Genomic DNA, 25,893 nt, shown 5'->3' with positions numbered 1-25,893 from the left:
GGCCGCACCCTCCGACACCGGGGCACCATGGAGGGGAGGAGGCGACGCCATGACCGCCAGGCCGCCCTCACGCACGAGGGCGGCCGTTTCGTCAGTTCAGCGGAGGTGCATGTGGAACCGCTGGCTCTCGCTGTTGTTGCACTTCTTCAGGAAGAGCCACTTGTTGTTGCCCCGCTCGTTGGGCAACGAGTCCATGCAGTAACCGGTGGCCACGTGCTTGATGTAGGCGGCATGGGCGTCGACCGAGTCCGTGACCCACTTGAAGAGCTGGGTCTGCTGCCCCTGGCAGTCCCACTGGTTGAAGTAGCTCCCCTCCCAGGCTCCGGTGCCGCCGTACACGTCGACGCACTTTCCGGAGAGTTCATTGACCATGTTGAACTGGCCGCCGCCGCTGTTGCGTATCCGCCAGGTCTGGTTGTTGCTCCGGTGATCGTCGTACGTGATGAGGTGGGCGCCGTTGTCGCGGCTCTCGAATTGCACGTCGATGGCTCGCCCCTGATTGCCGTCGCTCGTCAGGAGGAGCGGCGCGTTCGGCTGGGCCTCGCGCAGCCGGCGGAACTGGACCGGGTAATGGTCGGAGCTCATTCCGTTGCGCAGTTCGGCCTCGACGGGCAAAAGATTGCGGGACGAGATCATGTAGTCGAGTTCATGCGCGCTCTGGTGAGTGGCACGCCCGCTGTGATAGAGGTGCCCGCCGACATTTCGGGCTTCGTCCGCCATCGTGGCCGGATCCCGGTTGAAGTCCCCGATGGCGTGCCAGTTGCGGTTGCCCTGCTGCCTCGCCAGGTCCCTGATGCTCGCCAACAGGGCGGGGGCGTTGGTGCCCCGGGCGGCCGAGGCGTGGACGTCGAAATAGATGTCGCGACCGTAGACCAGGCCGAGCGAAGGCCGCTGCGCCGCGGTTCCCTCGCCCCGTGCGACGACGACGCCGTCCGCTGCTTCCCGGGTGACGATCGCGAGATTCACCCGCGTGTCACCGAAGGGAATCATGAAGTAGACGTGCCACTCCTGTGATCCTCTGCGCCACAGGTAATGCCTGATCTGGAAACCGCCGTAGGTGCCCCGCTCCACCTCACGCATTCCGACCAGGGCCAGGCCGTTGTGGCTCCCCGCTTCCTGGAGCATGACCATGTCGTTGTCCGCCATGAGCGTGGAGACATCATTCCAGCGGGCGCCCTGCGAATTGTAGGTGGCTATGCGTCGCTCATGGGGTTCCCATGCGTGGGCCGGAGCGGCGGGAACGCCGACCAGCAAGGTGAGAATTCCGGCGAACGCCACCAGTGCGGCGAGCGTCCGGCTCGTGATTCTCGCGCGGGTAGGACCGAGGGTTGGCACGTGTGGCTCCTGCGGTAGGTCTGGGCCCGGCTGTGACACCCGGCCGGGGCTCCCCACTCTCCGGCTCACCGCTGACGTTCCACTCACGCCCCGCTAATGCCCACCGCGCCGGGGCGTCCGGGGCGTGATCCTGTAGCCGCACCCACGACCTCCGTGCTGCCACCACACCCGCACCGGGCGCGGTGTGCACCCGGGTGCGAGGGGTGAAAGGGCCCTAGCCGACGATCCCGGCCGCGCGGGCCTCGATCAGCCACTCCGGGAACTCGACCATGAGCTCCTTGTAGAGCCCGGCATCCGTCAGCGCGCGCGGGTCGCGGCCGGCGTGGAAGAAGCCCGCGTTGTCGACGACGCGCTTCTCCGGCACCGCCAGGTCGTCCAGCTTGCGGAGGAAGTCGAAGCCACGGGCGTCGGGGTCGCCGAAACCCACGAACTGCCAGAAGATCGGGAGCTTCGCCGCCGCGCACAGGGCGCGTTCGGCGGCGGCCTTGCTGGTGGGAGCGCCGTCGGTCTGGAAGATGACGAAGGCGGGATCCTTGGCGCCGGACTTCTCGTAGTGCGCGACCACGGCCTCGATGGCCCAGTGGTAGTTCGTCCGGCCCATGTGGCCGAGGCCCTCGTGCAACTCCTGGATCCGGCCACCGTAGTTGGTGAGATCGAGGTCGGCCGTGCCGTCGACGTCGGTGGAGAAGAAGACGACGGGGACCGTGCCGTCGTCGTCGAGGTGCGCGGAGAGACCGAGGGCCTGCTCGGCGAGGTGCTGGACCGTGCCGTCCTTGTAGTAGTTCCGCATGGAGCCGGAACGGTCGAGGACGAGGTAGACGGCCGCCCGCTGGCCCGTGAGGCCCTGCTTCTCCAGGGAGACGGACGCCGCCTTGTAGAGGCTGACCAGCCCGGGCGCGGACTGCTGGATCTTCTCCAGGGAGATGGCCGGGGCGGCGGACGGCTCCGTGGCGTCATCCGCCGGAGTCGACGGGGGAGCCGCCACGGGAGCAGCCACGGGAGCAGCCGTCGTCAGAGCCGTCGTCAACGCCGGTGCGGGCTCCGGCGTCGGGCCGGGGGCCGGTTCCGGGGTGGGCGTCGGCTCCGGGCCCGGGGCGGGCTCGGGCACCGGGTTGGGCTCCGGGGTCGGGACCGGCTCCGGCTGGGGGATCGGCTTGGGAGACGGCATCGGAGTCGGTGCGGGCTCCGGCTGCGGGCGCGGGTCGGGGGTGGGGACCGGGCCCGGAATCGGGTCGAGCGGCCCCGGGTCGGGAACGCGCTCCTCTGCGGCTCCGTCTGCGGTTTCGTCCGCGACGGGCGCGGTGGTGACGGCGTCGTCCGCGACGGGTGCGGTGGGCTCCGTGCCGACGGGCTTCGCGGCGGGCGCGACCGGCTCGGCGGCTCCGGCGACGGCCTCGTCTGCGACGGGCTCGGCGCCAACCGGCTCCGCGCCGGCGGGCCCCGCGCCAACCGGCTCGGCACCAACGGCACCCGTGCCAACCGGCTCCGCGCCGGCGGGCCCGGTGGGCGCGGCGCGTTCCCCGATCGTCGGCGGAGCCGTCGGCTGCGTCGGCAGCACCGGGGTCGGGGCCGCCGAGCGGAGCTCATCCGTGGAGACCCGCGGCTTCGCGATCGCGTCCGCCGTCGGCGCCGGGTTCACCTCTGCCGCCGGTGCGGGCACGGTGGCGGATACGGACTCGGCGGCCCCGGCACTGTCGACGGTGTCCGGCCCCGCGTTCTGCTGGGGCAGGCTCGGTTCGTCGCGATCGGCCTTCCTGGACCGGCCGAACGCGTTCCTCAGCAGACTCCGAATGCCCATGTGGAGAAGTCCTTCACGTGTCTCGGGTGCGATGAAATGTCCGTAGTGGGGTGATAAGTCCCAGGGCGGGACGGCTACGTAAGGCTAGCCGTCAAGCCCTGCCCGGCGTGTTCGACCCTCGCGAGCCGTTTCGTGCGCCACCCTCAGGGAGCGCATCTGCTACGTCCCAGTGGCCTCAAGGGTCGTTACCCGTCGCTTTCGCACTCATACCGTCGGACGGTCCGGCCACCACACCATCAGGCCATCACACCGCGTCCGGGATCCAGTTGCCGTGCAGCCCGAGCGGCACCCGCACCGGCAGATGGATCCGGGCCACCGGCCCCGCCGCGAGGTCCTGGGCGGCCAGTACGACCAGGTCCGTGGCGCCGCGCTCCGAGTCGAAGGCGTAGGACATCAGCCAGCCGTCGTCCTCCGCCGCCCCCGGCCGCGACGGTACGAACACGGCCTCACCGATGTCACCGCCCGCGGGGACGCGGTACTCCTCGCTCGTGCCGCGCTCCAGGTCGTACTTGACCAGCCCGGCCGGCACGCCGTACCCCGCCGCCTCCGCCACGGCGTAGCCGAAGCGATGACGGGCGGTGAGGCGGCGCGGGTCGACGCGCGGGAACTCCACCGCGCGGTCGTCGAGCCGTCGGCGCCGGACCCGGCCGGTCACCGGGTCGACGGTCCAGCGCTCCAGATACGCGGGCCGCTCGCCCGGACCCGGCCGGGGACCGTCGAAGAGGCGGTCGTAGCGGACGACGTGGAGGGTGATGAGGCCGTCGCGCTCGTAGGCGTTCATGGGGTGCAGGACGAAGCAGGGGTCGATCTCCAGCCATTGCACGTCCGCCGATCCGCCGTCGCGCGGGAGCACGCCCAGCCGGGCGGCGCGGCCCGGGTCCCACGCGTACGGGAAGCCGACGGCCGGCCGGCCCGTGTGGGGGGTGAAGACGACCGGCAGGTCGTACAGCACGACATGCCGTTCGGTGAGGGAGAAGTCGTGCATCATCGGGCGGCCCGGGACGGCGATGTCGACCCGGCGGCGGACGCAGCCGTCGACCCCGGCCACGAGGTACTGCACGTACGGCCAGGCCCAGCAGTACGCGACCGCGTGCAGCTCGCCGGTGGCCGGGTCGACGACGGCGTGCGCGGCGAGGCCACCGGGCAGGGTGCCGTGGAAGTCGAACGGGCCGATCGTGAACAGCTCGTCGTCCAGCTCGTACGGCAGCGCGCCACCCTCGACGAGCGCGAGGTAGTGCCCGGCGAAGTTCAGGATGTGGGTGTTGGGTGCGAAGTCCATGTCCAGATGGCGCGGCCCGTGCAGCAGCTTCTCGCCGAGCCGCCCGGCGACCGCGTCGGAGCGCACCCAGCGGTTGCGGTACCACTCGGCGCGGCCGTCGCGCAGCCGCACGCCGTGCACCATGCCCTCGCCGCTGAACCAGTAGTGGCCGGCCGGCCGGTCGACGCCCAGCGGATTGGGGCCGTTGCGGAGATAGCGGCCGCGCAGGCACTCCGGGACGCTGCCGGTCACCGGCAGATCGACGGCCGTGATCTCGTCGTGGACGGGTGCGAAGTGGCCGCTGAGATAGGGATTGCCGAGCGCGTCCCCGGCGACCCTTCGTGCGGAACGTCCCGGCGTGCCGTACGTGGCGCTTCCGGTGCCGCCCTCACCCCTGTGTGCTGTGCCTTTACGGCCCTCGGCCTCGCGCTCGTCGGTCATGCCGCCCTCCAACGGCCCGCCCCCGCGCGGCCGTTCTTCCACCATCCAGCGGAAGGGCCGGTTCGGCCAGTCTCCTCACCCTGATCCCGTCATCTGGCGCTATCGGCGGGCATGCGTGGCCATCTGCCGCCATACGGTGTCACCGGCGCAGCGGGCGCGTGACGACCAGCAGCTCGGGCTCCGGCGCGGGCGGCCGGATCCGCCCGACGGCCTGCCAGCCCCAGGCGCGGCAGGCGGACCGCGCCGCCTCGGCGTCCGGTGCGAGGAATCCGGCGGCCAGCGCCGCGCCCGTCCCGGACAGCAACTGGTCGTGCAGCCGCTTGCCGATGCCGTGGCGGCGGCGCCGGGGCAGGACCATCAGCTCGGCGACGGCGAAGATCCGGCCGGCGGCCGTCAGCTCCTCCAGCTCCTCGGGGACCGGCCCCACGAACCCCCGCCAGTGGCCTCCGTCCCGCGTCACCGGGAATCCGTACGCGCAGCCGACCGGTCCGCCGTCGTCGGCGACGACGAGATCGAAACCCGGCAGCGCCGCGTGCTCCGCCAGCCGGTCCATGAACCGTGAGCGGATGTCGAACGCCTCGCCCGGGGGTTCCTCGTATGCCGAGCCGTGCAGATCCGCGAGCTGCTCGCGGTACTGATCGGCCTGCCAGCGGCTCAACCTGCGCAAGAAGACGTCGCCCATGCGACCTTCCTGCCCAGTGCGGCCCGCGGCCACCCGCGCGAAGGCCGGGTAAACCGCGTGTGGCGGGCTGTCGTTTTCCGTGGCGGCGCCGGGAACGGCATGGGTCGGGCAGACCACGGGCAGGACAAGAGCTGGGTAAGAAATGGGTGCAGGGCAACCTTTTCCACCCGTTCCCGCCTCTTCTTCGGTGAACATGGCTCGACCGAACATGAGTACCCACCACGGGGGCAGGGAGTTGAGGGGCACATGGGCCTGACCAGTCGGTCGCTCTTGTATGCGGTGGCGTTCGCAGCCGTGTTGTGTGTGGCGCTGACGGTCTGGTGGTGGCCGCGGCTCTCCGGGCGGGGACCGCTGCCCCTGCTGGGGCGGCTCGGCGCCATCGCGCTGACGCAGCTGTCCCTCACGGCCGTGCTGGCCCTCGCGGTGAACATCAGCATGGGGCCCTTCTACTCCTCGTGGAACCAACTGCTCGGGCGGGTCGACAAGTCGCCTGTGAACGTCACCGGCTTCAGCAAGGGCGGCGGGTACGGCACGGTCGGGGCCACCAAGGGCGGCCTGGTGCAGCCCACCGGCCCCAACGGGCTGGACAAGGTGCACGGGCTCCCGAAGGGCCCCGAGGACCAGGTCGGCAAGGTGCAGTCCGTGCGCATCATCGGCCGCCGGTCGAACGTGATCAACCCGGCCTTCGTGTATCTGCCGCCGCAGTACTTCCAGAAGCAGTACGAGCGCCAGCGCTTCCCCGTGATGGTGACCATCAGCGGCTACCCCGGCGGCACCGTGAGCCTCGCCCAGCACCTGCAAGTACCACAGACGGCCGCCAAGTTGGTGGCCGCGAAACAGCTCCAGCCGACCGTGATCGTGATGGTCTCGCCGACCATCGCGCCGCCGCGCGACACCGAGTGCGTGGACGTGCCGGACGGACCGCAGGCGGAGACGTTCTTCACCAAGGACCTGCCCGAGGCGCTGCGCAGCAGCTACCGGGTCGGTCGTGACGCCGGCGCCTGGGGCGCGCTCGGCTACTCCTCGGGCGGCACCTGCGCCCTGGAGCTGGCGATGCGCGCGCCCGACGTCTATCCGACGGCGGCGGCCCTCTCCCCCGACTACAGGATCAAGAACGACCCCACCACCGGCAATCTCTTCGGCAGCGGTGAGCAGGGCAAGCAGCGCAAGCGCGAGCACGATCTGATCTGGCGGCTGGAGAACATGCCGATTCCGCGTGCGTCGGTGCTGGTGGCCAGCAGTGAGAAGGGTGAGAAGAACTTCGGGGACACCAAGAAGTTCCTCGACGCGATCAAGCCGCCCATGACCAAGGCGAGCATCATCCTGCCGGAGGGCAGCCATCACTTCACGACCTGGCGGCGGGAGATCGAGCCGGCGATGAAGTGGATGGGCGAACAGCTCACCTTCCCGCAGGACGTCGTCGACAACCGCAAGCCGTCGGACCGGCGTGACCCGGCGAAGGAGGGCTCCGACAAGAAGGCCCCGGCGTCGGTCACGCAGGAGGATGCCAAGAGGAACGAGGCCGAGCAGGAGGAGCAAGAGGCGGGGGAGTGAGAGAAGAGGGGACGACGGGGGGAGGGGCGGCGCGCGACGCGGCTCGGGCCCGCCTCAGCTCAGTGACGCGGTCTGCGGTATCGGTTCCTCGGCTCTCGCGTCCTGCTGCGGTATCGCCGTGTGCGCCGTCCGTGCCACCGGCGTCGTCGTGATGGCACAGGTGAACAGCAGCTCGTCGTCCTGGTGGCCGCTGACGTGGGTGACGGTGGAGCCCGCACTGTCCGGCTCGCCGCGCTCGGCTGCGATCCAGCAGGGGCTGCTCAGCTCGGCGTAACGGTGGAAGGCGCTGGTGAGGGCCGTGGGGCAGACGGTGGAGCCGGGGTCGAGGGCCATGGCCGCCTGGCGGGCCGCTTCCAGCAGGACCATGCCCGGAATGTGGTCGACGGGGTGGTCGAAGAGGATCGGATGCCGTATGTCGGCGCGCAATTGCCAGCGTCCGGAGCGTCGGGGCTCCGCGCGCCGGGGCTCGACGGGCCGTCCGCAGCTTCGGCAGCCGGCCGAATCGGCCGCCGAGAGGACGACGTCGAAGGCCGATGCCCGGCCGACGTGCTGGGGGAAGACGGGTGAGCCCAAGGTGGTGGGGGGCCCGGGCAGCCGGGGCCCCCGCAGTCTGCGGTAGACCTCGGGCGAGGTGCAGGTGAAACCGGCGCCGCCGGTCGCGGCGAGCAGACCGTCACGACGTAAGACCACGTCGTAGCGCATCCCGGCGAAGGCCCCGCACCGCCGTCGCACCTGTGAGCACGTGACGTCCAACTCCAGCTCGGCGGGCGCGTATCCGACTCCGAGCTGCTCGGGGCGGGCCGTGTAGTCCAGGCTCCACATGAGGAACTGGTGGCCGAGTGGGACGTCGAACTCGGCGTGCGCGAGCAGTGATCCGATCTGCCGGACGGTCTCCGCGATGAGCATCGGGTCGTGCCGCGTGCCGTGCCGGGTGTCGTGGACGGGGGTGAAGAAGCTGTGGCCGCGCGGCCATTGGGCCGAGACCTGGAACCGCAGCTCATCCAGCCTGCGCCACCCCGTCAGCAGGACCTCGGCGACGGCCGCCCGGTGCACGAACTCCCGTGGCACCGTGGTGGTCAACCGCGGCTCGCTCGGCGTGATCGGTGCGGGTACGGAGGTCTGGGACATGGCTCCCCCTGGATCAAGTGCTGCGCGGCCGAGTGGCCTCGGAACGGGAACGAAAGGAAAAGGGAAGATACGTACTAGCCGGTTTTATTTCCACCTGCTCGCTTCTCTACCATACGAGGTAGTTGAGGATCACTCAGCTCTCGTGTGACCTAGCTCGCCCTTGTTTACGTTCGTACTGGACGGTTTTATTCGGGCCCCCAGTCCCCCGCACCGTCCACCTTTGGAGGACCCCTTGACCCGTACAGCAGAGCCACTGCGTCGATTAGGACTGGCTGCCGTCAACATCGACGGCGTTCTCCTCAACGACACCTTCAGTCCGGTGATCCATCAATTCGTCACCAGCCGGGGCGGGCGCTACACCGCCGATGTCGAGAGTGCCGTGTTCTCCCAGCCCCGTCTCGTCGCCGCGCGGGCGTTGGGTGCGATGGCGGGTGTGCCGTGGACTCCGGAGAAGGTTCTGGAGGTCTATTTCGAAGAGCGGGCCGCCTATCTCGAACAGCACCCGCTCCACCTCCTCGACGGCGCCGTGGACCTGCTGCGGCGGCTGCGCGCCCTCGGGCTGCGCACCGTCTGTTACGGCGGCCTGGACGACGCCCATTTCCGGCGCCACCTCGGGCAGTTCGCCTATCTGTTCGACGGCCCGGGTTATGTCTGTACGAACGACTTCCGGCCCGGCGTACACGAGATCGTCACCGATGTCTTCGGGCTCGACCACGACCAGGCGCTGTTCATCGATGACGTGGCCCGGGTCGCCGAGGCGGCGCGGTCGCTCGGCACGGCCTTCATCGGCCACCCGCCCCACTTCCCCCACGGATTCCAGGGCGAGTTGATGCGCGAGGCGGGTGTCCGGCACATCGTGGACTCCCTCCCGGCCATCGACGAGCCGCTGCTGCGCGCCCTCGACGCCGAGGCCGCCGCCGGGACGCTCTGGTCTTCGCCGACCACCACCACATACGAAACGGAGGGTCCCCGCGATGACCGGTGACCACAGGACCGACGGGGCCGGCGGGCTCCTCCGCGGCAAGATCGCACTGATCACCGGCGCCAGCAGCGGCATCGGGGCCGCGGCCGCGCGAGTCTTTGCCCGGGAGGGCGCCACGGTCGTGCTGACCGCGCGCCGCGAGGACCGGCTCCGCGACCTCGTCGCCGAGCTGCGCGAGCAGGGCACCGAGGCCGCCCACGTGGCCGCGGACGTCACCTGCCGCGAGCAGACCTCGCGGGCCGTCGCGTTCGCCGCCGAGCGCTACGGACGGCTGGACGTGGCCTTCAACAACGCCGGTTACGGCGAGGGGCGCACGCCCCTGCACCTCATGGACGACGACGTCTACGACCGCATCATGGACATCAACGTGCGCGGCGTCTGGAACTTCCTCCGCGACGAGATCGCCGTCATGCTCGACACCGGCACCGGTGGCGCCATCGTCAACACCAGCAGCGTCGGCGGTCTGCTGGCCACCCCGGTGGCCGCCCCGTACGTGGCCTCCAAGCACGCCGTGATCGGTCTGACCAAGGCCGCCGCCGCGGAGTACGCGGCCTCCGGCATCCGGGTGAACGCGGTGGCCCCGGGCACCACGCGCAGCGAGGTGGTCGAGGACTGGTTCGCGAAGAACCCCGGAATGGAGGAGGCGCTGCACGCGGCCACTCCGCAGCCCCGTACCGCCGCGCCGGAGGAGATCGCCGAGGCGGCCGCCTGGCTCCTCAGCGACCGGGCCTCTTTCGTGACCGGTGCGACCATGCCGGTGGACGGGGGCTTCACAATGGTGTGACTCTGGTGCGTCCCGCTCGCTCGCTCGGCCCGGTCGTAGCCCCGGAGTTGATAGCATTACGTACTTGCCGGTTTGGTTTTCAGGGGGGCGATGAGCGGCATGCGGGACGCGCGTCTCGCCCCACACCGCCGGGACGCGGTGCGGGCGACTTACTGATTCGGAGGCACACCGTGGCAAAGCAGGACCGTGCGATCAGGACTCGGCAGAACATCCTGGAAGCGGCCGCGGTGGTGTTCGACCAGAAGGGCTACGACGCAGCGACGATCACGGAGATCCTGGCGCGGGCCGAGGTGACCAAGGGCGCGCTGTACTTCCACTTCACCTCGAAGGAAGAGCTCGCTCTCGCCGTCATCGACGCGCAGGTGACCCAGGCCCCGCCCATGCCCGACCTGCCCGGCAAGTCCAAGATGCAGGAGATGGTGGACATGGGCATGCTCTTCGCCCACCGGCTGGTCGACGACGCGCTGTTGCGCGGCAGCGTCCGGCTCACTCTGGAGCACGGCTCGACGAGCCTGAACCGCAGCGGCCCGTTCAACGGCTGGACGCACCTGCACACCCAGGTCCTGACCGAGGGCCTGGAGCGCGGCGAGGTGCTGCCGCACGTGGTGCCCTCCGACACCGCCGAGCTGATCGTCGGGGCGTACGCCGGGATAAACACGATGTCGCAGGCGATCAACAACCGCGCCGACCTCGAGCGCCGGGCCACCGTTCTCTACGAGCACGTGATGCCCAGCGTCGCGGTGCCCTCGGTGCTGGCCCGGCTCGACATGGCCCCGGGGCGCGGCGCCCGTGCCCTGGCCGAGGCCGAGCGGCTGCGCGAGACCAAGGTGCGGGAGGCCGCCGCGGAGGCCGCCGAGGCGGAGCGGGCGGGGACGCCGGTCGGGGTCGCCTGAGGCCTTCGGCCCGCTGCCGGGCCGGGTGCCGCCTGCGGCGGCCAGCGCCCTGCGGGCGCGTCCTCAAGCGCCGGACGGGCTCGATGTGGCTGAGCTCAGCCGCTCAGCCCGTCCGGCGCTTGAGGACGCAGCACGGCAGTCCGTCCGCTAATGCGCCCCGAACCCCGGCCGGACGCGGCAAGGGCCCACCGTTCCCGTCGGGCGGAGCCGGCCGGGCGCGGCCACCCCGGGGAGCACGAGCTGCCAGAACTGCGCGAGCCAGTCGCGGCCGGTGTCACGGGGGCCGTCCGCCGAGCAGTGCGCGTCCGGGCCGGGCGGGGTGTGGACCAGCAGTTCGGTGCCGGTGGCCATGGTCAGGGCCAGAGCGGTGAGGGTGCGCGGATCGTGACCCGGCGCCAGGGCGTGATCGTCCTCGGCCCGGCGCAGCACGTCCTCCAGCAACTCCCGCCACAGCACGGTGCAGTCGTAGGTGGCGTCCGGCGCGTAGTCGAGCTCGCGGGAAAGCCGGATGCCGGCGCGGACGACCACATGGTGTTCGAGCAGATGCGCCAGGACGTGCGTCATGTCGATCACGGTCTGGAGCGTCGGCGGCCGCGTGTGGTCGAGGGCGGTCAGGGCCGCGCGGGAGGAGGAACAGGCTGTCGACTGCACCGCGCGGGCCAGTTCCGCCTTGGTGGCGAAGTGGAAGGACAGCGCCCCCTTGGTCACCCCCGCCGCCTCGCTGATCGCGTTGAGCGAGGCGCGCTCGTATCCGACGTGATCGAACACGTCCGCCGCCGCGGTCAGTAACGCGCCGCGGGTTCGTTCGGCCCTCTCCTGCTTTGCCACGTGCTACCTCTGCCGGGTCGTCAGGGATGGCCGGACGACGAAGGCGGTCCGGCCACGAACAGGTGAACACTATAAAACCAACCTGTCGGTATTCTAAGGCGCTTTAGATCTACGGCGAAGCGCCTTTGCGCCGGAGGCACGCACCGAGGCAAATCGACACCCTTGACCGGCGGGCAGGTTGAGGGGTTTCCCTCGCCTTTATCGACGTGTCCCCCAAGCCTCCCGCCGAGCATGTGGCGGTTTGTTAGCGTCCGCCATGGGGCGCCCCGGTGCCGGGGAGCACAGGCCCGTACGAGGTATCAGGGAGTCACCGCATGTCGTCGCACCCCGCCGAGCCGCCCACTGACCGCTTCCGGCTGCGGCCGCGACGGGACTCCGCGCTGCCGGACCGGCTCGCCCGCTCGGCCGCGACGACCGAGGGCGCGCACCTGCGCACCGAGGACTTCGCCGACTGGCTCGCCGGGCGCGGCCGGGCGCACGCCTTCCAGGTCGACCGGATCCCCTTCGCGGACCTGGAGGGCTGGTCGTTCGAGGACGGCACCGGAAACCTCACCCACAAGAGCAGCCGGTTCTTCACCGTCGAGGGGCTGAAGGTCACCGGCGGTCCGGGCCCGTACGAGAACTGGCAGCAGCCGATCATCCGACAGCCCGAGGTGGGCATCCTGGGCATCCTCGCCAAGGAGTTCGACGGGGTCCTGCACTTCCTGATGCAGGCCAAGATGGAGCCGGGCAACCGCGAGCTGCTCCAGCTCTCGCCGACCGTGCAGGCGACCCGCAGCAACTACACCAAGGTCCACCAGGGCGCGGACGTGAAGTACATCGACTACTTCGTCGCACCCGACCGGGGCCGGGTGCTGGCCGACGCTCTCCAGTCCGAGCACGGCGCCTGGTTCTTCCGGAAGTCCAACCGCAACATGATCGTCGAGGCGGTCGGCGAGGTGGAACTGCTGGACGACTTCTGCTGGCTCACCCTCGGCCAGATCGCCGAGCTGCTCCACCGGGACAACGTCGTCAACATGGACTCCCGCACGGTCCTGGCCTGCCTGCCGTTCGCCGACAGCCACGCCGTGGCCCTGCACTCCGACACCGAGCTGCTCTCCTGGTTCACCACCGAGCGCTCCCGGCACGACGTGGCCGCCGAGACCGTGCCGCTGAACACCGTCCCCGGCTGGACGCGCGGCGAGAGCGCCATCGAGCACGACGAGGGCCGCTTCTTCCGCGTCGTCGCCGTGTCCGTGCAGGCCGGCAGCCGGGAGGTGAGCCGCTGGACGCAACCACTGTTCGAACCGGTCGGGCTCGGCGTGACGGCGTTCGTGACCCGCACCTTCGGCGGGGTGCCGCATGTGCTGGCCCACGCGCGCGTGGAGGGCGGTTTCCTCGACACCGTCGAACTCGCCCCCACCGTCCAGTACACCCCCGGCAACTACGCGCACCTGGCCGAGCGGGACCGGCCGCCGTTCCTCGACCTCGTCCTGAACACCGACCCCGACCGGATCCGCTACGAGGCCGTCCACTCCGAGGAGGGCGGCCGCTTCCTCAACGCCGAGAGCCGCTACCTCCTCGTGGAGGCCGACGAGCGCCAGGCGCCCATGCAGGCCCCACCGGGCTACGCCTGGGTCACCCCCGGCCAGCTCACCTCGCTCGTGCGGCACGGGCACTACGTGAACGTCCAGGCCCGCACCCTGCTCGCCTGCCTCAACGCCGGGGCCCTGCCGACGGCGGTGGGCGCGTGATCGCCCCGCTGCGCTTCGGAACCCTCGGCTGCGCCGAGTTCGCCCGCCGCAGGATGCTGCCCGCCATGGCCGCCGGCCCGGACACCGTGGTGGCCGCGGTCGCCAGCCGTGACGCGGCCAAGGCGGCGGAGACGGCCGCCCGGTTCGGTGGCACGCCCGTCCACGGCTACGCCGAGCTCCTCGCACGGGACGACATCGACGCCGTGTACGTACCGCTGCCGCCCGCCCTGCACGCCGAGTGGGTGGAGGAGGCGCTGCTCGCGGGCAAGCATGTGCTCGCGGAGAAGCCGCTGACCACGGACGCGGCCCGGACCGGGGAGCTGTTCGACCTCGCCCGTGACCGTGGGCTGGTCCTGATGGAGAACGTCATGTTCGTCCACCACTCCCAGCACACGGTCGTGGCACGGCTGGTGCGCGACGGCGCGATCGGGGAACTGCGGGCCCTGCACGCCACGTTCACCGTCCCCCGGCTGCCGGAGGACGACATCCGCTACCGCCGCGAACTCGGCGGCGGGGCCCTGTGGGACATCGGGATCTACCCGGTGCGCGCGGCCCTGCACCACCTGGGCGACGGCCTGCGGGTGATCGGCGCCCAGCTCACCACGGGCGCCGGGCGCGAGGTGGACACCGCCGGGACCGCTCTGCTGGCCACCCCGGAGGGGGTCGCCGCACAGCTGACGTTCGGCATGGACCACTCCTACCGCAACACCTACGAGCTGGCGGGCAGCGAGGGCCGGATCACCGTCGAGAGGGCCTTCACCCCGCCCGCGGACCACAGCCCGCTGCTGCGCGTGGAGCGGGCCGCCGGGACCGAGGAGCGACGACTGGAACCGGACGACCAAGTGGCGGGCACCCTGGCCGCGTTCGTCTCGACGGTACGGGCGGGGGGCCCGGGACCGGACCGCGCGTGCCGGGCACAGGCCGCGCTGCTGGACACGATCCGCGCGTCAGCCGTCGTCGCGGGTTGAGTCCAGGATCTCCAGGCCGACATCGAGCAGCGCCTTGCGCTTGGTCTCGGCGTCGCCTTCCAGCCTGGCCGTGGTGAACGCCCCGAAGTGGACCGTCAACAGCGCGCTGGAAAGGCGCACCTGATGAGCGAGGGGGGCGTCACCCGCGTGCATCAACTGGGAGATGGTGATCACCCGTTCGGTGAGCTTGCGGCCCACGCCCAGTTCGCGCAACGCCGCCTGGTTCTCCTGCAGGATGCTGTAGAGGGGGGCGGCCTCGCGCAGGGCCGAGCTGTAGCGGGCGAGCAGCTCCCGCTTGGTCTCCAGGGTGGGGGGCTGGGCCTTGCCCCAGGCGATGAGCTCGTCGACCGGGCGGCCGAGCTCGTCGGAGATCGCGGTGAGGATGTCCTCCTTCGTCTTGAAGTGGTAGTACAACGCGGCCTTGGTGACGCCGAGCGCCTCGGCGATCTCGCGTAGCGAGGTCTTCTCGTACCCCTGCGAAACGAAGAGTTCCAGGGCCGTGCTCTGGATGCGCTCGCGGGTGTCGCTCCTGCGCGCCTGGGGGGTGCTGCCCATGGGCTCTCTCTCCTGCGTTCGTCGGACCTATCTAGCCCGTCGGCCAGCAAGTAACCGGGCCGGGCGCTTGGCATGCGTGCTGAGGAGAGATCATGTCGCAGGAACCGGCCCCCGCGGAGGCGTGGAGCGCACCACCACCGTCCCGGGGTACCTATGGAGCGGTCGGTTCCGGGTTCGGCGTCGCGGCTGATGCGGCGCCGAGTGTTGACGCCGGGGGATCCGACGGGGACGTGGGATCGGAAGAAGCCGTGGCGTAGGCGGCGGTGAGCAGTTCGGTGGCGCCGGCGAGCAGGGCCAGGCGCTTCTCCTCGGGGTCGCCCTCGATGTGCTGGATGGCGAACGTGCCGTAGTGCAGGGTGAGCAGCGCGGTGACGCAGCGGACCTTGGCGGCGACGGTGCTGTCCGGCTCCTGGAGCAGCTCGGAGAGCGCGGTCACCCGGTCCTTGAAGTCCTGGCCGACACTCAGGTCGCTGAGCGTCGCCTGGTTCGCGTTGAGGACGTTGAACAGCGGTGCGGCGCCGCTGAAGATGACGCTGCTGCGGTCCAGCAACTCCCGTTTGACGGCCAGTGATCGCGGCTGCTGACGGCCCCAGAGGATCAGCTCGTCGAGCGCGGTGCCGACCTCGGAAAACAGACTGACAAGTATGTCCTCCTTGGTGCGGAAGTGGTAATACAGCGCTGCCTTGGTGACGCCCAGCTCGTCCGCGATCTCCCGCAGGGAGGTCTTCTCATATCCGCGCTCCATGAAGAAGTCGCGGGCCACCTCCTGGATGTGCTGGCGGGTGTTGCTGCGGCGAGGTCGTGGTGTGCTCCCCATCGGCTGTTCCCTTCGCTCGGGCGGGTCCGGGGACCGCGATCTTGCTGGCTGGCAAGGCGAGCAGAATAACGTACTTGACGGCCGGTTAGTGGCTGTCTAATCTTCCGAATATGCGCACCAACCCGGCGGCAAGTAAGTCAACGGCCGGTGTGCAGGGGGGCGTCGGCGGATCGGCCGACGCGGTTGGCTCGCTCACTCATCACTCATGCGTACCCATGCGAGGAGACGCCCGTGTCCGGTAGCCCGACCGATGGCCCACTGCGGTTAGCCGTCATCATCGGCAGCGTGCGCGAGGGCCGGCTCGGTCCGACGATCGCCGACTGGTTCGCCGACCGCGCCCGCCGACGGCCCGAGTTCGACGTCGACCTGATCGACCTCGCGGACGTGGCGTTGGGCTCGGTGGCCCCGTCCCCGAGCCCGCCGCCGGAGATCATCCAGGCGCTCGGCACGCTGACCCCGCGGCTGGACGCGGCGGACGCCTTCGTCGTCGTGACGCCCGAGTACAACCACAGCTACCCCGCGGCGCTGAAGAACGCGATCGACTGGCACAACCCCCAGTTCCACGCGAAACCGGTCGCCTTCGTCTCCTACGGCGGCCTGGCGGGGGGCTTGCGCGCGGTGGAGCACCTGCGGCTGGTCTTCGCCGAGCTGCACGCGGTCACCACCCGCGACACCGTCAGCTTCCACAACGCGTGGGACCTCTTCGACGAAAACGGCCGTCTCAAGGACCCCGAGGGCCCGGGCGTCGCGGCCACCACGCTGCTCGATCAACTGACCTGGTGGGCCCACGCCTTGCGGCACGCCAAGTCCAAGCGCCCGTACGACATCTGAGTCGCCGCGGCGGCGGGCCCGTATCCACCGGAACCCGCGCCCGCGCCGCAGTGCGCGGATCCGTACACGCATGAGCCCGTACACACCTGAGTCGTACGGCATCTGAGAACAACACTTCTGACCGAGGGGACGGTGCGAGTCCGCATGGCACGACACCTTGCCGCCGCACAGTACGACTACAGCCGGTACGACTACGCCCTGGACGAGCCCGTCCCCCACGTCTTCGACGGGTTGAGCGTCCCGGTACGGACCGCCGCGTCCATGCTCGGCCTCTCGCCGTGGACGGTCTCGCACCTGGTCGACCGGGGCGAGCTGGACAGCGAACGCGGCGGGCAGTACCGCTATGTGACCCTGCCCAGCATATTTGCCTATCGTCGGCGTACCCGATGATTCAGCGGGCCCGATCATCCGGTTAGACCGATAATTTCGGGCCCTATTTTTCCGCCGTCGGGTCGATAGGTGATCGGCCGGCGGTGCGATCTGTAGTGATCTGAATGGCGCGAATGAGTGAAAGCCCGGAACCTCCGGCAAAGAGCGCAGTTATTCAGAACGCTTTCCCAGTGGGGGCGCTACACGATCGAAAGGCATAGACGTGCTCAAGAAGGTTCTCGCCACGGCCGCGGTGACGGCTTCCGCCGTCGGCGCCATGACCAGCCCCGCGATGGCGATCGGCGACGATCGTGGTGACGTCGCCAACGGCAACGCTGCGAAGACCGGTTACGGCAACACCAAGACCGGGGGCAAGGAAAGCCCGCAGATGAGCCTGATCCAGGGCACGCTCAACAAGCCGTGCCTCGGCATCGGCAAGATCGGCATCCAGTCGGTCCTCGCGCTGATCAACATCGGCGTCCAGGACATCCCGATCCTCACGTCGCAGCAGCAGCAGCAGTGCACCGACAACTCGACGATCAGCGACGGCGACGACCAGCTCTCGCACCTCATCAGCGAGATCCCGGTGCTCTCGGGCAACGGCTCGGCGAACGGTCACTGACCCAAGCACCGAGTGTGGTGAAACCCCCTGCGGCGGGTGTGCGGGCCCCGTCGCAGGGGGCTTTTCCTGTGCCGGATATCGGCTCGGCCGAACGAGTGAAGTGGAATAACCTTCCCGCCTTTTCGCGAGTTGCACAGGTAGCTGTCGTAATTCGTGGATCCAGAGCGAAGGAATAAACGTGATCAAGAAGGTAGTGGCCACGGCCGCGATGTCGGTTTCAGCGGTCGGTACCCTGGCCGGCCCCGCGATGGCGATCGGCAACGACGGCCAGGATGTCGCCAATGCCAACGGCGCCGCGCAGATGTACGGCAACACCTACACGGGTGGCTACATGAGCCCCCAGATGGGCCTGATCAACGGTTCCCTGAACAAGCCCTGCATCGGTATCGGGAAGCTGGGCGCCCAGTCGCTCATCGGCCTCCTCAACATCGGCCTCCAGGACATCCCGATCCTGTCCTCGCAGCAGCAGCAGATGTGCACCGAGAACTCCACGATCAACGACGGCGACGACCCGCTGTCGCACATCCTGGACGAGCTCCCGATCCTCTCCGGCAACGGTTCCGGCAACCGCGCCGACCACCACGAGCACCACGAGGGTCGCGGCAAGCACCGCGGCGAGCGCCACCCCGACGAGCACGGCCACCACTGACTCCTCCGAGTCACCGGCACATCGCGAGCCGCCCCCGGGTCCACCCCGGGGGCGGCTTTGCCGTGTGTACGGGCCCGGCAGGGTTGCGCGTCCCCGCGTACCGCCCTGCCCGATCGTGCGGGGGCCGTGACGCGGCGCGGGAAGCATGGGAATTGACCCATGATTTCGGCAATGAAATGAACCATGGGGCCGGTCGCCTGGCGGCCTAGATTCGTAGTCGTGAAGCCGCGGACAGCAAGCGAGCGGCGAGTCCCACGCACGATTCCCCTGAGGAGCACCCCTTGAGCGGCACCGAGTTCCCCCGCCCCGACGACGTCGTCCTCGTCCGGGAGGCCGACGCGGAGATCACCGCCGACGCCCCCGGCAGCCTGATCACCCTGATCGCCGATTCCGACCGCACGGGCGGCGCGGTGACCACCAACCGCACCATCCTCGACGAGGGCGTCGCGGGCGCGCCCCCGCACTTCCACACCCGGGCCACCGAGATGTTCTTCGTCCTCGACGGCGCGCTCCAGGTCCTCATCGACGACCGCGTCGTGGTCCTGGAGAAGAACGACTTCCTCGCCGTCCCCCCGGGCACGCCCCACGCCTTCGCCCCGGCCCCCGGCTCCTTCGCCGACGCCCTGCTCGTCTTCACCCCGGGCATGGACCGCTTCGACTACTACCGTCTGCTCGACCGGGTCAACAAGGGCGAGGCGAGCGTCGAGGAGATCAAGGCGTCCTCGGAGCGCTTCGACAACCACTACGTCGACAGCCCCCTCTGGCGCGAGACCCGCGCCGCGGGTGTCCGCTAGGGCCTGTTCGGCGGATCTTCGGCCGCGGGCCGTCGTTGCCGTCTGCGGCGGCGAGCGCCCTGCGGGCGGACACCGCCGCGCAGCGGTGGTGCGGACGACACGGGCCGCGGCGCCCGTTCACCCGACCCGCCGGACACGGCCCAGCTCCCTGGGCAATCACCGCCGAGGCGCTGGGAGGCCCGCTCCACCTGGGGTGTTACCGTCGCAGCGGTCCGGCGGGGGGTCGCTTCGAACGCTTCGGGCGCGCTTCGTACCGCTTCACAGGCTTCGTGCGTCAGACCTCGCTCCGCCGGCCGGGCAGGACGGCAGCGGATGGGGGAACAGGTGGAAGACAGCCAGGAGTCGCTCCACGAGGAGGTGGACCGGCTGCGCCAGGAAGTCGCCCGCCTGCGGCCGTGGCAGGAGGGCGTGGTCGAGGAGATCAAGAAGTTCGCGCTCGCCATCAAGCACGACTACGGCGAGGTCGAGGGGGCGCTGATCGGTGTCGTCGACCGGCTGAACGACCTGGAGGGCCGCGCGACCGCCGACCGGGGCGGCCAACTCCCCTGGTCCCTGCGGGCGTCCGAGCGTGACTGGCAGGACCTGACCACCTGGGTCGACTGGCTCCGGGCGCACTACGTCACCCAGCCCCACCTCCACATCGCCCCGTGCTGGCCCGCCCACGGCGGGGTCGTGGAAGAGCTCGCCGCCCTCCGGTCCTCGTGGCGCGCGGCGGCACAACGGGACGCAGACCCGGCGCGCGTGGGCAACGACCTCACCCACTGGCACCAGAACCTGCTCTGGCCGACGATCGAGCGCATCCGCCTCAACTACCCCATCGCCGAGTGCGAAGCGGGTCACATAGCCGACGCCCCGGCCCCGCCCACGGACACCGAAGCCCTCACCACCGTCATGGCCGAGGCGGCGGCCGGGCGACGACGCTGGGAGAACCGGCGCTTCACCTACGGCCTGGAGGCCGATGCCCCCTACACCCCCGGGCGGCCGGGCGCCCTGTGGCGGCGGCTGGGGGAGGACTGGGAGTACCTGTCGCTGCTGGACTGGCAGTGGCACGCCGTCGAGGAGAACGGCGACGTCGACCCGCCACAGGAGGAGGCGCTGCACCCGGTGACCGGCGAGCGGGCCGCCGAGCTGGAGGCGGACCGGCAGACGTGGGTGCGGTACTGGGCGCTCTACGTGGACGAGGCCGACCTCGGGGCGGGCGAGGAGCCCACGACGGTGGTGCGGCGCCGCCGCAGCCCGGAGCGGATACACGACGAGGCGTTCACCGCCGCCAACGTCTGGGCCCCGACCACGGCGGTCTTCGACTTCTTCGACCCGCGCCCGTCCACCCCCCCGCACCTCGTGGAGATCGACCGCGACGAGGCCGAACGGCTGTTGTACCGCGTGTGCGGAGTACTGGGGGCGACCGAGCTGTGACGACCGGGACGAACACCCCCACCCTCACCGGCACCGGCGCCTGGCGCTGCCGGCCCTCGGACTTCGGGGCGCACCTGGAGCTGACGGCAAACCAGAACGCGGCCCTCAGCGCCCGCTGGGAACAGGCGCGTTCGGACGTGGCAGCCCTCGACGACGTCATGGCGGACGTCCTGCGGCGGACCGCCGATGTCGGCGGCACGCTGCGGGAGCCGCAGCACCGCCTCAAGGCATTGCAGGCCTTCCGCGTCCGGAGCGCCGGACAACTGGCCGCGCGGGTGCCGCTGGAAAAGATCACGGAGCGGGTCGTCGACCTCAACCGCTACACGCTGACCTTCCCGGAGGAGCACCTCACCGAGGGCGTCGAGCGGGCGTACGCGCTGCTGCGGGCGAAGGGTTACGCGCTCGTCCCCGGCTCGGAGCGGGACACCTGGAGCGACCCGATCCACAAGGCGCTGCACACGGCCTGGCAGGGGGGTGACGAGGGCTCCCCGCGGAAGTTCGAGATCCAGTTCCACACGCCCGGGAGCTACTGGGCCCGGTCCAAGAACCACGGCGACTATGTGCGGTACCGCACCAGCCGGTACCGGCGGATCGGATCCGACGGCAGGGACCTGCCGAGCCGCCAGGAAGAGCGGGCCGTGGTCCACCAGAGCGAGCGGTACCACCACCCCCCGGTCAGGGATGTGGAATCGGAGCTGCCACCGCAGCGGGAACCGGAACCCCCCGTGGCCGCCGAGGGGGTGCGCTTCTGGGCGCTGTATGCCGGCGACTACGCCTGGAGCAGGGGCAAGCCCCCCAGGACGGTCTTCCGGCAGCGCCGGACCCCGGAACACCATGACGACACGGACTTCTCACCCTCCGGCTATTGGCGGAGCAGCAGAGCCATGTTCAGGTTCCGCGACGCGCGGGACGACGATCCCCCGCACCTGGTCGAGATCAGCGTGGAGGACGCGGAACGGCTGCTGCAGGAGCTGCTGGGCGTGACGGGGGCGACGGGTTGGTGAGCACGTCGGCTCCCGGCCCCGGGCGCGGTCGTGCGGAATAATCCCGCCCATGCCGTCTGACCTCACGTTCCCGGATGATCCCGGCCGTTGTCCCGGCCGTCATAGGCACCTCGGTTCCTCGGGGGCGGACCGCCCGGCTCACGCCCGCTCGCACACCGAGCCCGCCGCGTGAGGCTCTCCGGGCCGCACCGGCTGCTGCTCCCTGACGTACTGGAGGTGGGCGCCCCGTACGCGCTCGTCCTCGGTGGCGGCTACGCCCTGCAGGCGCACGGACTGGTGGACCGCCCGAGCCGCACCCTGGACCTCGTCACCGAGACGCCGACGCCGATGGCCGACGTGGCGTCGGCCCTGCGGGCGGGCCTGGAGGCGAGGGGCTGGCGGGTGGCGGACCTGACGGCCGAGCCGCTGTCGGCCCGCCTCGCGGTGCGGGGCCCGGAGCCCGATGCCATGGCCGGACCGAGTGACGCGTGCGCCGTGGACCTCGTCAAGGAGACGCTGTGGCGTCCCCCGGTACCGGGCGAGTACGGGCCCGTCCTCGCCGTGGAGGACGCGGTCGGCCTGAAGGTGCGGGCGCTGGCGGATCTCGGGCTCGCCCGGGACCTCGTCGACGTGTGGTCCGGCTCCGACCGGTGGTCCTACGCCGGGCTGGAGGAGTGGGGCCGGCGTCACGGGCGGGACGCGTTCGACCCGGCCGACCTGCAGGCACGGCTCGAACGGTCGGAGTGGATCGACGACCGGGAGTTCGCCGCGTACGGGCTCGACGAGGCCGCCACGGCCGCACTGCGCCGCTGGGCCCAGCAGTGGGCCGACGACATCGCCGAGCGGCTCATGGAGGAAGCACCGGTGGAGGACGAGCTGTAAGGGACTTTCGTCAGCCCGGTGGGAGCGCCCGGCACAGCGCGTCCAGCGCGGCGCCGTAGGCGTGGTCGGGCGGGGTGCCGAAACCGACCACCAGGCCGTCGACCTGGGGAGTCGTGGCATCCGGGTGCCGGAATTCCGCCAGGCCGTCCACGGCGAGCCCCTGCCAGGTGGCCGCCTTGAGGGTCGACTGCTCGGTGCCGGACGGCAGTTCCAGCACGGCGTGCAGGCCGGCCGCGACACCGCTGGCCCGGATGTGCGGGGCGCGCTCGGCGAGGGTCGCGACGAGCCGGTCGCGGCGGTCGCGGTAGCGCTGCCGCATCCGGCGGAGATGACGGTCGTACGCGCCGGAGTCGATGAAGTCCGCGAGGGTGAGCTGGTCCAGGACCCCGGCCCACGCCTCCCGGTCGCCCTTGACGGCCAGCACCGGGTCGACGAGATGGTCCGGGAGCACCATCCAGCCGAGCCGGATCGCGGGGGACAGGCTCTTGCTGACCGACCCGATGTAGACGACCCGCTCGGGATCCAGCCCCTGCACCGCGCCGACGGGCTGCCGGTCGTAACGGAACTCCCCGTCGTAGTCGTCCTCCAGCACCAGAGCGCCCCGGGCCCGCGCCCAGTCGACGACCTCCGCGCGCCGCTCCGGGTGCAGCGGCCCGCCCGTCGGGAACTGATGGGCGGGCGTGAGCAGCGCGGTCCGCACCGGCTTGTGCGCGGCCAACTCCTCAGTGCGCGCCCCGTGTTCGTCGACACCGATCGGCACCGTACGCACCGAGGCGGCGGCGAGCAGTTGACGGTGGAAGCCGAGCCCGTAGGACTCCACGGCCAGCGGCCCGCGCAGCACACCCCCGAACAGCAGCCGCAGCGCGGGGGCGAAGCCCGAGCAGACCACGATCCGCTCGGGGTCGGTCCGCACGCCCCGGGACCGCGCCAGATAGTCGGCCAGCGCCCGTCGCAGTTCGTGCCGGCCGCGTGGATCGCCGGGTCCGAAGGCGTCGTTGGGCGCGGCGTTCAGCGCCCGGCGGCCGGCGGTGAGCCAGGCGCCCCGGGGGAACGAGGCGGCGTCGGGCTGCCCCTGGCGCAGATTGTGCGCGGGCCGTGGCGGGCCCGTCGGGGCCTTCTTCGGCACCCGTACGGGCCTCGGTGGCGCGGCCCGCCGGGCCACCCGGGTGCCGGAACCCTGACGGGCGGTGAGCCAGCCCTCGGCGACCAGCTCGGCGTAGGCGTCCGCGACGGTGTTACGGGCGAGCCCGAGGTCGGCGGCGAGCGAACGGTAGGGCGGCAGCCGGGTGTCCGGCGCCAACTGCCCCGAGCGGACGGCATCGCGCAGCGCCCGGATGAGCACCGCGCGGCGGCTGCCCGGCCCGGACAGCTCCAGATGCAGGTCGCGGCCGATCCGCTCCGCCCAATTGACCCAGTTCTCCGCCATGGAAGTGCACCTTACCGCCGGTCGATCAAGCACCTACATTCATGATCATGACGATGGATGCCAGCACCCCCGCCCCTTCCCGACCCGCCCGTATCGACTTCGCGCGCTCGGCCCCGAAGGCGTTCAAGTCCCTGATCGGCTTCGACGCCGCCGCCCGCGAGGGCATGGACCCGGCCCTGGTCGAGCTCGTCCAGATCCGCGCCTCGCAGCTCAACGGCTGCGCGTACTGCCTGCACATGCACACCTCGGACGCCCGCAAGGCGGGCGAGAGCGAGGAGCGCCTCCACATGGTGGCCGTCTGGCGCGACGCGGCGCAGTTCTTCACCGCCCGCGAACGCGCGGCCCTCGCCCTGACCGAGTCCGTCACCCTGCTCCCGGCCGGCGGCGTCCCGGACGGCGTCTACGCCGAGGCGGCGTCCCACTTCGACGACGGGGAACTGGCCCGGCTGCTGGCCCTGATCTTCGCCATCAACACCTGGAACCGCATCGCGATCGCCACGGCGAAGATCCCGGGCACGGACGACCGCGCCTGACGGTCCCATGGGGGGCAGCCCCAGGCCGGTGGCCTGGGGCTTTCTTGACTCTCGGGGGCGCTCGGGGGCGCTCGGGGAGTGGTCGGTGCGGCCTGAGTCGGTGCTGCCTGAGCCGGGCCGCCTGGTGTCACCATGGCGCCATGGGTGCCATATCTTCTTGTGGTGGTGCCAATGTGATGCCATGATGGCGTCGCGGGCTTCGTGCTGGTCGGTCGGCCACCTGTGGGCCCGGTCCGCCTCTACCGCGACATCCGGAGCTGTACGGCGCCCAGAGCTGTACGGCGCCCGCACCACCCACTCCGACCCGCACTGTGATCCGCGATCCGACCCGTGTCATCGACCCGTGTCATCGACCTGTGCCATCGATCCGCGCCTTCGATCCGTACCGGAGACCACCATGCAGCACGAACCGTCGACGAACTCCCCCGAGACCGCCACCCAGGAGGCCGTGACGTTACCGACCCGGCGCCCCCAGGGATGCCCCTTCGATCCGCCCGCCGAGCTGGCGGACCTGCGCGAGCGGCAGCCGCTCACCCGGTTGCGCTACCCCGACGGCCACCTGGGCTGGCTGGCCACCGGCCACTCCACGGTGCGGGCGATCGCCGCCGACACCCGTTTCAGCTCCCGCTACGAGCTCATGCACTACCCCTTCCCGGGCGTGGAAGGCATGGAGATCCCCCCGGCCACGGTCGGTGACCTCACCGGAATGGACCAGCCCCAGCACACCCGCTACCGGCGGCTGCTCGCCGGCAAGTTCACGGTCCGCCGGATGCGCGCCCTCACCGAACGCGTCGAGCAGATCACCGCCGAACACCTCGACGCCATGGAACGCCAAGGACCGCCCGTGGACCTGGTCCAAGCCTTCGCCTACCCCGTGCCGGCGCTGATGATCTGCGAACTCCTCGGCGTACCCGAGGCCGTACGCGGGGTCTTCATGGACCGCGCCGCAGCGATCACCGCTGCGGAGGCGACCCCGGACGAACAGATCGCCGCGCTGACCGGACTCGGGGAATTCTTCCGGGAACTGGTCGGGGACAAGCGCGCCCACCCCACCGACGACGTGCTCAGCGATCTGACCACCAGCGACCTCACCGACGAGGAACTCGCCGGCATCGCCGCCTTCCTGCTCGCCGCCGGCCTCGACACGACGGCCAACATGATCGGCCTCGGCACCTTCGCCCTGCTGACCCACCCCGAACAGGCCGCGGCCCTGCGCGCCGACCCCGGCCTCGCCGACCAGGCGGTCGAGGAACTCCTCCGCTATCTGACCATCACCCACACCGGCGTCAGGGCCGCGCTCGAGGACGTCGAGCTCGACGGACAGCTGATCAGGCTCGGCGAGTCGGTCACCATCTCGCCCCAGGCCGCCAACCGCGACCCGGCCCGCTTCGACGACCCCGACACCCTCGACATCCACCGGAAGGCCACCGGTCATCTGGCCTTCGGTCACGGCATCCACCAGTGCCTGGGCCAGCAGTTGGCCCGCGTCGAAATGCGGGTCGCCTTCCCGGCCCTGCTCACCCGCTTCCCGACGCTGCGCCTGGCCGTCCCGCCCGAGGACGTGCCGCTGCGCACCGACATGAACATCTACGGGGTGCACCGGCTCCCCGTCACCTGGGGCGAGGAGTAGAC

General features: G+C 70.8%; 25 protein-coding genes. 16 read left to right on the top strand and 9 right to left on the bottom strand.

What is annotated here, in order from left to right:
- Positions 1 to 96 precede the first annotated feature (96 nt).
- The 4 genes from ACZ53N_RS17540 to ACZ53N_RS17525 form a co-directional block, all read right to left on the bottom strand.
- Complete coding sequence (locus ACZ53N_RS17540) at positions 97 to 1,335, bottom strand: RICIN domain-containing protein (protein ID WP_469141713.1); 1,239 nt, start codon at positions 1,333 to 1,335, stop codon at positions 97 to 99.
- A gap of 214 nt (positions 1,336 to 1,549) precedes the next feature.
- Entirely contained in the window at positions 1,550 to 3,133 is a 1,584-nt protein-coding gene (locus ACZ53N_RS17535; RefSeq protein ID WP_469141712.1) for a VWA domain-containing protein, read from the bottom strand.
- Between the two features lie 244 nt (positions 3,134 to 3,377).
- Positions 3,378 to 4,832 carry a carotenoid oxygenase family protein gene (locus ACZ53N_RS17530; RefSeq protein WP_469141711.1) on the bottom strand — a complete coding sequence of 485 codons (1,455 nt, stop codon included), beginning with the start codon at positions 4,830 to 4,832 and terminating at the stop codon, positions 3,378 to 3,380.
- Between the two features lie 139 nt (positions 4,833 to 4,971).
- Positions 4,972 to 5,514, bottom strand: a complete 543-nt coding sequence (locus ACZ53N_RS17525; protein WP_469141710.1) for a GNAT family N-acetyltransferase — start codon at positions 5,512 to 5,514, stop codon at positions 4,972 to 4,974.
- Positions 5,515 to 5,760: 246 nt separating this feature from the next.
- Here ACZ53N_RS17525 and ACZ53N_RS17520 point away from each other — a divergent pair, with 246 nt between their 5' ends.
- Entirely contained in the window at positions 5,761 to 7,068 is a 1,308-nt protein-coding gene (locus ACZ53N_RS17520) for an alpha/beta hydrolase (RefSeq protein ID WP_469141709.1), read from the top strand.
- A gap of 54 nt (positions 7,069 to 7,122) precedes the next feature.
- On the opposite strand, the gene ACZ53N_RS17515 is transcribed toward ACZ53N_RS17520, so the two are convergent.
- The gene (locus tag ACZ53N_RS17515) at positions 7,123 to 8,196 is read right to left on the bottom strand and encodes a ScbA/BarX family gamma-butyrolactone biosynthesis protein (protein ID WP_469141708.1); all 1,074 of its coding nucleotides are present in this window, start codon (positions 8,194 to 8,196) and stop codon (positions 7,123 to 7,125) included.
- 232 nt (positions 8,197 to 8,428) lie between these two features.
- Between ACZ53N_RS17515 and ACZ53N_RS17510 the strand changes: the two genes are divergently transcribed.
- The 3 genes from ACZ53N_RS17510 (at position 8,429) to ACZ53N_RS17500 (ending at position 10,855) form a co-directional block, all read left to right on the top strand.
- Positions 8,429 to 9,181 (top strand): HAD family phosphatase, encoded by a 753-nt coding sequence (locus tag ACZ53N_RS17510; protein ID WP_469141707.1) that lies wholly within the window; start codon positions 8,429 to 8,431, stop codon positions 9,179 to 9,181.
- Complete coding sequence (locus ACZ53N_RS17505; protein ID WP_469141706.1) at positions 9,171 to 9,962, top strand: SDR family NAD(P)-dependent oxidoreductase; 792 nt, start codon at positions 9,171 to 9,173, stop codon at positions 9,960 to 9,962. Before ACZ53N_RS17510 ends, ACZ53N_RS17505 begins: the two co-directional genes overlap by 11 nt.
- A 170-nt stretch (positions 9,963 to 10,132) precedes the next feature.
- Entirely contained in the window at positions 10,133 to 10,855 is a 723-nt protein-coding gene (locus ACZ53N_RS17500; RefSeq protein WP_469141705.1) for a ScbR family autoregulator-binding transcription factor, read from the top strand.
- Between the two features lie 147 nt (positions 10,856 to 11,002).
- On the opposite strand, the gene ACZ53N_RS17495 is transcribed toward ACZ53N_RS17500, so the two are convergent.
- Positions 11,003 to 11,683 carry a ScbR family autoregulator-binding transcription factor gene (locus ACZ53N_RS17495; protein ID WP_469141704.1) on the bottom strand — a complete coding sequence of 227 codons (681 nt, stop codon included), beginning with the start codon at positions 11,681 to 11,683 and terminating at the stop codon, positions 11,003 to 11,005.
- A 314-nt stretch (positions 11,684 to 11,997) separates the two neighbouring features.
- On the opposite strand from ACZ53N_RS17495, the gene ACZ53N_RS17490 reads away from it, so the two are divergent.
- A complete protein-coding gene (locus ACZ53N_RS17490) occupies positions 11,998 to 13,416 on the top strand; it encodes an NDP-hexose 2,3-dehydratase family protein (RefSeq protein ID WP_469141703.1) in 1,419 nt (472 codons plus the stop codon).
- Positions 13,413 to 14,384 carry a Gfo/Idh/MocA family protein gene (locus tag ACZ53N_RS17485; protein WP_469141702.1) on the top strand — a complete coding sequence of 324 codons (972 nt, stop codon included), beginning with the start codon at positions 13,413 to 13,415 and terminating at the stop codon, positions 14,382 to 14,384. Before ACZ53N_RS17490 ends, ACZ53N_RS17485 begins: the two co-directional genes overlap by 4 nt.
- Here the strand turns inward: ACZ53N_RS17485 and ACZ53N_RS17480 are convergent.
- Positions 14,364 to 14,939 (bottom strand): TetR/AcrR family transcriptional regulator, encoded by a 576-nt coding sequence (locus ACZ53N_RS17480; RefSeq protein WP_356456000.1) that lies wholly within the window; start codon positions 14,937 to 14,939, stop codon positions 14,364 to 14,366. The genes ACZ53N_RS17485 and ACZ53N_RS17480 overlap by 21 nt on opposite strands.
- 151 nt (positions 14,940 to 15,090) lie before the next feature.
- Positions 15,091 to 15,756: a TetR/AcrR family transcriptional regulator gene (locus ACZ53N_RS17475; RefSeq protein WP_469141701.1), complete on the bottom strand. Its 666-nt coding sequence runs from the start codon at positions 15,754 to 15,756 to the stop codon at positions 15,091 to 15,093.
- Positions 15,757 to 15,987: 231 nt separating this feature from the next.
- Between ACZ53N_RS17475 and ACZ53N_RS17470 the strand changes: the two genes are divergently transcribed.
- The 8 genes from ACZ53N_RS17470 to ACZ53N_RS17435 all read left to right on the top strand — a co-directional run bounded on the left by ACZ53N_RS17470 (position 15,988) and on the right by ACZ53N_RS17435 (position 22,302).
- Positions 15,988 to 16,587, top strand: a complete 600-nt coding sequence (locus ACZ53N_RS17470; protein ID WP_469141700.1) for an NADPH-dependent FMN reductase — start codon at positions 15,988 to 15,990, stop codon at positions 16,585 to 16,587.
- A gap of 144 nt (positions 16,588 to 16,731) precedes the next feature.
- Positions 16,732 to 16,977 carry a hypothetical protein gene (locus tag ACZ53N_RS17465; protein ID WP_469141699.1) on the top strand — a complete coding sequence of 82 codons (246 nt, stop codon included), beginning with the start codon at positions 16,732 to 16,734 and terminating at the stop codon, positions 16,975 to 16,977.
- Positions 16,978 to 17,179: 202 nt separating this feature from the next.
- On the top strand, positions 17,180 to 17,578 hold the full coding sequence (locus tag ACZ53N_RS17460; RefSeq protein WP_418100687.1) for a rodlin: 399 nt from the start codon (positions 17,180 to 17,182) through the stop codon (positions 17,576 to 17,578).
- 178 nt (positions 17,579 to 17,756) lie between these two features.
- Entirely contained in the window at positions 17,757 to 18,227 is a 471-nt protein-coding gene (locus ACZ53N_RS17455; protein WP_469141698.1) for a rodlin, read from the top strand.
- 281 nt (positions 18,228 to 18,508) lie between these two features.
- Positions 18,509 to 19,021, top strand: coding sequence for a cupin domain-containing protein (locus ACZ53N_RS17450; protein ID WP_469141697.1), 513 nt, complete (start codon positions 18,509 to 18,511; stop codon positions 19,019 to 19,021).
- A gap of 312 nt (positions 19,022 to 19,333) precedes the next feature.
- Positions 19,334 to 20,437, top strand: a complete 1,104-nt coding sequence (locus ACZ53N_RS17445) for a hypothetical protein (RefSeq protein WP_469141696.1) — start codon at positions 19,334 to 19,336, stop codon at positions 20,435 to 20,437.
- Positions 20,434 to 21,441 (top strand): hypothetical protein, encoded by a 1,008-nt coding sequence (locus tag ACZ53N_RS17440; protein WP_469141695.1) that lies wholly within the window; start codon positions 20,434 to 20,436, stop codon positions 21,439 to 21,441. Before ACZ53N_RS17445 ends, ACZ53N_RS17440 begins: the two co-directional genes overlap by 4 nt.
- A 168-nt stretch (positions 21,442 to 21,609) precedes the next feature.
- Positions 21,610 to 22,302, top strand: a complete 693-nt coding sequence (locus tag ACZ53N_RS17435) for a nucleotidyl transferase AbiEii/AbiGii toxin family protein (RefSeq protein WP_469141694.1) — start codon at positions 21,610 to 21,612, stop codon at positions 22,300 to 22,302.
- Between the two features lie 10 nt (positions 22,303 to 22,312).
- Here the strand turns inward: ACZ53N_RS17435 and pdxR are convergent, their stop codons facing one another.
- Complete coding sequence (gene pdxR / locus ACZ53N_RS17430) at positions 22,313 to 23,728, bottom strand: MocR-like pyridoxine biosynthesis transcription factor PdxR (RefSeq protein ID WP_469141693.1); 1,416 nt, start codon at positions 23,726 to 23,728, stop codon at positions 22,313 to 22,315.
- A gap of 47 nt (positions 23,729 to 23,775) precedes the next feature.
- On the opposite strand from pdxR, the gene ACZ53N_RS17425 reads away from it, so the two are divergent.
- Together ACZ53N_RS17425 and ACZ53N_RS17420 are read left to right on the top strand one after the other, a co-directional pair.
- The gene (locus ACZ53N_RS17425; protein WP_469141692.1) at positions 23,776 to 24,261 is read left to right on the top strand and encodes a carboxymuconolactone decarboxylase family protein; all 486 of its coding nucleotides are present in this window, start codon (positions 23,776 to 23,778) and stop codon (positions 24,259 to 24,261) included.
- A gap of 397 nt (positions 24,262 to 24,658) precedes the next feature.
- Positions 24,659 to 25,891 (top strand): cytochrome P450, encoded by a 1,233-nt coding sequence (locus ACZ53N_RS17420; RefSeq protein WP_469141691.1) that lies wholly within the window; start codon positions 24,659 to 24,661, stop codon positions 25,889 to 25,891.
- Positions 25,892 to 25,893: the final 2 nt, after the last annotated feature.

It is taken from the genome of Streptomyces sp. NPDC033229 (assembly GCF_055576875.1).
Note: the sequence above shows the minus strand (reverse complement) of the source record. Positions and strands in the feature narration are given on the sequence as shown.

What these genes read in the sequence shown, in the direction of transcription:
- ACZ53N_RS17535 (WP_469141712.1), bottom strand. Translation starts at nt 3,133, where the DNA reads ATGGGCATTCGGAGTCTGCTGAGGAACGCGTTCGGCCGGTCCAGGAAG.
- ACZ53N_RS17530 (WP_469141711.1), bottom strand. Translation starts at nt 4,832, where the DNA reads ATGACCGACGAGCGCGAGGCCGAGGGCCGTAAAGGCACAGCACACAGG.
- ACZ53N_RS17525 (WP_469141710.1), bottom strand. Translation starts at nt 5,514, where the DNA reads ATGGGCGACGTCTTCTTGCGCAGGTTGAGCCGCTGGCAGGCCGATCAG.
- ACZ53N_RS17520 (WP_469141709.1), top strand. Translation starts at nt 5,761, where the DNA reads ATGGGCCTGACCAGTCGGTCGCTCTTGTATGCGGTGGCGTTCGCAGCC.
- ACZ53N_RS17515 (WP_469141708.1), bottom strand. Translation starts at nt 8,196, where the DNA reads ATGTCCCAGACCTCCGTACCCGCACCGATCACGCCGAGCGAGCCGCGG.
- ACZ53N_RS17505 (WP_469141706.1), top strand. Translation starts at nt 9,171, where the DNA reads ATGACCGGTGACCACAGGACCGACGGGGCCGGCGGGCTCCTCCGCGGC.
- ACZ53N_RS17490 (WP_469141703.1), top strand. Translation starts at nt 11,998, where the DNA reads ATGTCGTCGCACCCCGCCGAGCCGCCCACTGACCGCTTCCGGCTGCGG.
- ACZ53N_RS17480 (WP_356456000.1), bottom strand. Translation starts at nt 14,939, where the DNA reads ATGGGCAGCACCCCCCAGGCGCGCAGGAGCGACACCCGCGAGCGCATC.
- ACZ53N_RS17475 (WP_469141701.1), bottom strand. Translation starts at nt 15,756, where the DNA reads ATGGGGAGCACACCACGACCTCGCCGCAGCAACACCCGCCAGCACATC.
- ACZ53N_RS17465 (WP_469141699.1), top strand. Translation starts at nt 16,732, where the DNA reads ATGGCACGACACCTTGCCGCCGCACAGTACGACTACAGCCGGTACGAC.
- ACZ53N_RS17445 (WP_469141696.1), top strand. Translation starts at nt 19,334, where the DNA reads ATGGGGGAACAGGTGGAAGACAGCCAGGAGTCGCTCCACGAGGAGGTG.
- pdxR (WP_469141693.1), bottom strand. Translation starts at nt 23,728, where the DNA reads ATGGCGGAGAACTGGGTCAATTGGGCGGAGCGGATCGGCCGCGACCTG.
- ACZ53N_RS17425 (WP_469141692.1), top strand. Translation starts at nt 23,776, where the DNA reads ATGACGATGGATGCCAGCACCCCCGCCCCTTCCCGACCCGCCCGTATC.
- ACZ53N_RS17420 (WP_469141691.1), top strand. Translation starts at nt 24,659, where the DNA reads ATGCAGCACGAACCGTCGACGAACTCCCCCGAGACCGCCACCCAGGAG.